This is a genomic window from Flavobacterium sp. SM15, from assembly GCF_022012335.1.
GTDB lineage: Bacteria > Bacteroidota > Bacteroidia > Flavobacteriales > Flavobacteriaceae > Flavobacterium.
The window spans coordinates 1-4,307 of record NZ_JAKLTO010000016.1 but is presented as its reverse complement, the minus strand read 5'-3'; the positions used below and the strand labels follow the sequence as shown (position 1 = coordinate 4,307).

At 29.5% G+C, this 4,307-nt stretch carries 4 protein-coding genes; all 4 read right to left on the bottom strand.

Annotated elements, in window-relative coordinates:
* Window positions 1–161: 161 nt before the first annotated feature.
* Entirely contained in the window at window positions 162–596 is a 435-nt protein-coding gene (locus tag LZZ90_RS13895; RefSeq protein WP_237791307.1) for a DUF3592 domain-containing protein, read from the bottom strand.
* A gap of 692 nt (window positions 597–1,288) precedes the next feature.
* On the bottom strand, window positions 1,289–2,746 hold the full coding sequence (locus LZZ90_RS13890) for a DUF4041 domain-containing protein (protein WP_237791306.1): 1,458 nt from the start codon (window positions 2,744–2,746) through the stop codon (window positions 1,289–1,291).
* 209 nt (window positions 2,747–2,955) lie between these two features.
* Window positions 2,956–3,486, bottom strand: coding sequence for a hypothetical protein (locus tag LZZ90_RS13885; protein WP_237791305.1), 531 nt, complete (start codon window positions 3,484–3,486; stop codon window positions 2,956–2,958).
* Between the two features lie 175 nt (window positions 3,487–3,661).
* On the bottom strand, window positions 3,662–4,279 hold the full coding sequence (locus LZZ90_RS13880) for a hypothetical protein (protein ID WP_237791304.1): 618 nt from the start codon (window positions 4,277–4,279) through the stop codon (window positions 3,662–3,664).
* Between the last annotated feature and the right edge of the window lie 28 nt (window positions 4,280–4,307).

The window sequence follows — 4,307 nt, the reverse complement described above, 5'->3', positions numbered from 1 at the left end:
ATGAAGTGGCGGAATTTTATTACTGATGTTTACAAATATACCGAAAAGTTTGAAAGAAAAAGCCTCACTTCGGAGAAGAAAAATATTCACTGACCATTACCGATAAATCCCTAAACCCGCCATTTCATAAAACCGCTGTTATGCACCGTTATAATTCATTTTTAAAAAATCACAAAATAGAAAATTATCAATACTCCAAATGGAAGTATAATACTCATTAAATCAAATTTATTCTCCAATACTGATTGATTAGGATCTTTAGGATTATAATAGATTTGGATTTTTTGACCTTTTTTAAAATTATTTTGCTTGGCTTGCTCTTTAAAAGGAAAGAGAATATTTAGGTTTTTGGTTATACAATTTCCTTGATACTCAATCATATTAACCTTAAAATTATAAGTAACTGCTTCTTTCCATCCTTCAGTATCAGAATCTGTTTTTGAGCGAAAATAAACAGTTTCGTAACTCGTAATTGTTCCTTCAATTTCGCTCCATTTTTTTATTGTGAAAAAATAGAAAACAACAATTTTTCCGATTTTATAAGACAGAATTATCGTTGAAATAACGAGTATGATTTTAAGCGCATTTTCAAGCATTTCGGTCATTTTGAGTTCTGTTATTCAATAATGGTGCATAACGTCCCGCCGGCTTCATGAAGTGGCGGAAATTTTATTACTGTTGCTTACAAATATATTGAAAAGATTAGAGGAAAAAACTTATTTCGGAGAAAGAAATGCAAACACTTACCATTACCGATTAAAACTGAACTAAGCCATTTCATGAAACCGCTGTTATATGTTGTTGCGACGACACAAAGTTTATAACCCAAAGTAACCACAATTTTTTCACGCAAAGTTTTACAAAGATTTTCGATTCCAATTTTCCGTAAAGTTTGGTAATTATTTCAGATTCTGATTGGAAGAATTATTCAAGTTTAGTTTGTAAAATTTCGCAAAGTGTTTTAATTTTTTGATAAAGAATTTCGCCAAAGCTTGGAATAACTTTTCAAAGAATTTGAATATTAATTTTAGAAAAGCAAAGAATGTTTTTCACACAGAATTGATAATAAAAAAGCGGGCGAATCAATTGCAAGATGCTCGTGTATATTGCGCCGGCGCAATAACTTATAACGTCCCGCCGGCTTTGAGCTGGCGAGGGTTTTTATTACTGATGTTTACAAATATACTGAAAAGGTTGAAAGAAAATATTGAAAAATAGGAGAGAAGTGCAAGCACCGAATCTTCCCGATACACACCGTCACCTCGCTTGCTCAAAACCGCTGTTGTAACTAGTGCTTCCTTATTAGGCTAGTTGGAAAAATTTCAGCAATTTCTTCTTCAATTGTTATTTGTTTTTCAGGATTGTTTAGTTTTTCAAGAATTGCTTTTGTTTCACGGTATTCCATTGCTTCTGGAATTTTTATAAATTCAGCTTCAATATTTAACTCTAATATTTTTGCTTCAATTTCATCTAATGTTACATTGAAAAACTCTTTTCTATAGTTAAGCATATTTACTTTTTTATCAGTAAATGCTTTATGGAGTTGATTTTCTAAAGTTGGAGCTTCCTCAGAAAATATCATTGCATGTATGTCGAATTGAAAAGGAACTGAAGCATCACCAAGTTCTTTAACTCTATCTGTTGGTTCTAATCTCCTTGTCATTCCAATTTTATAAACGTTTTCACCAAATGAACCAATATTTGAAATTATATAAATATGACCTCTTTTGGTTTGTTGCGCCATAGAAAGTGCTCTTTCTTTTCTTTCTTGAGCTTCTTTTAATTCTTGTTCTAGTTTAGAAATTTGTTCAAGCAGTTTATCGTGTTTCTCACCAGTTGTTTGCTCAAATTCTTTTCTAGCTTTTTCTAACGCTTTTTGGTAATTAGTTTCTTCTTTCTCAGCTTCTTTTTGAGCTTGTTCGTATTCTCTTCTTGCTTTTTCTTCTTCTCTTAATTCTTCTTGAATTGCTCTTAATTCCTCTTTTTCTTGTTGTTTTTTTGTTTGATATTCATATTCGAGAATTAATTCTTCAATTTTTAAATCAAGATATTCTTGTTCAATTTTTACGGCAGAATTTTCTCCAAGTTTGTTTATGGCTTCGTAAGATTTATAAATTCGCTCTTTCATTTGATTTACATTGTTCCACTTGACTTTTGCGATGAATGAATTGCACTCACCATTAAAAGCACGCAAAACAAGTTTTATGAATTTTTTTGAATTGGCTCTTCCTTTTGCTACACTACCATCAATTGTCCAATTCACGCTACAAGTTGCGGCTTGCTCTGATTGAATTAAACTTTTTTGTTTTTCAATTACTCTGTTTTGTTCAGTTCTGTAATCTTCTGATTTTTCAAAATCATAAACTGGTTCGTAGATTCCAAATTCAATTAAATCTAATTTTGATTCATAAAGGCTAACTTCTTTTTTTAAATCGGTAAAAATTGAAATTGATTCTTGATAGTCTTTCTCAAGAATATTGAATTTAGTTTCTATTTCTTTTATTTCTTTCTCTTTGAAAGAAATTAGCTGATTAAGATTGGATTCTTTTGACTTGATTTTTTCATCAAGTTCTTTTTCTTTATTAATTATAGTTTGCTTTTTATCAGCTTCAATTTTTTCAAGTTCGGATTTCTTTTTTTCAACCTCTTTTTCGATATCAATTATTGATTTGAAACTTTCAAGTTTCTGCTCAAGTTCAGCTATTTTGTCGAACTCTTTTTTCTTTAAAAAATCAAAAAATCCCATTTATTGTGTTTTTTAACGTTTAGTTTTTTTTAGCATTAGTTACAACGTCCCGCCGGCTTTCTGTCAGTGGCGGTTTTTTATTACTGACGTTTACAAATATACCGAAAAGTAGTAAAGAAAAAACTTCATTTTAAAGAAGAAAAGCAAACACTAACCATCCCAAATAAATCCCTAAAGCCGCCATTGCAGAAAACCGCTGTTGTGCGTAGTTATTTTTTATACATATCTCTTTTAACGTTATCTATTATTATCGCTTCAATTTTTACTAAATCCTTATAATCTCTAATTCGATTTTCGCATCGTGGACATTCTGCTGTTTTTCCATATACATAACTATCGTCTAAATGCATTGAAGTTCCACATTTGTTGCAAGCAATTGTTAAATCTTCGATATTCCATTTATGCGTTAGAACGTTTTTAATCCACTTCCATCTCCAATTTAACCCATTTATATTGTCTTCAGTATAATTTAACCAATCAGCGTCATTTTGGGTAGTTAAATTTTCATTAGGTTTTTTGAATACTTTTATTATTGATTTTATTATCCAAATTGTAATAAAAAATATAAGGATTTGCCAGATTTTTAACTGAAATTCAAAAATGTGGTTCCAAATCCATTTTAATAAATTCCAAAATGTAGAAAGTATAGGTTTCGCTTTTATAAAATCATAAATAGCGGTAAAAATTATACTTGCAAAAGCTCCGAAAATTGCAATCTTATATTCGTTATTGTTTTTCAATTTCAATTAAGTTTGGTTATAATTACGCACAACGTCCCGTGGCTTTATGAAGTTGGGGTTTATATGTTCCCAAACCTTTCCATTCGGACTGAAGCCAAATATACAAAAAGTTCGTTCCATTAAACCCTAAAGCCCCAATTTCATAAAACCACTGTTAGCAGTTGTTCTTATTTATTTATAATTCTTTATGTTTTAAAATACTTTTTAGTACACTATGTAGAACTAGGGTATTCCAATCTTCAAGATAATAAAAACCTCTATTAATGCTTTCTGGATTTTCGGATGAATAAATAGCTAAATAAGTATAATATTCCTTAAATCTTACTTTATCCCATGAAATTACTTTCTCAGTTCCCTTAACTTTCATTAAAATATTTTCTTTTGAGAACTTAACTTCGCCAATTTGAAAATTTTCATTTTCAGCAAACATTTTCAAATATTTATCGATAATATCCCCAAAATATAATTTCTCTAAGTTGATAATTATTTCTCGATAAAGATTTTGATATTCAGTTTTTTTATTCCCAAAGTATGTTCTGAAGTTTATTTTAAGTACATTATTTTCTTTGTTTTTGATGTAGATAAAATACTCTCTTCCAAAAGTTACTTCTAAAGATATCCATTTCATTCCAAATCTAAATTCGGAGATTTCATCTTTATGGAATGTTGTATTAAGATTTGTTATTGAATCGTTATTTTCAAATTTTAGATATTCTGGATTTAGAATTAATTTTCTCGGAGCATTGTCTAAGATTCCTCGTCTAATAGTGAATTCTAAATTTCTGTTTTCCATTTATTTATGCGGTTTTTTTAGAATAACT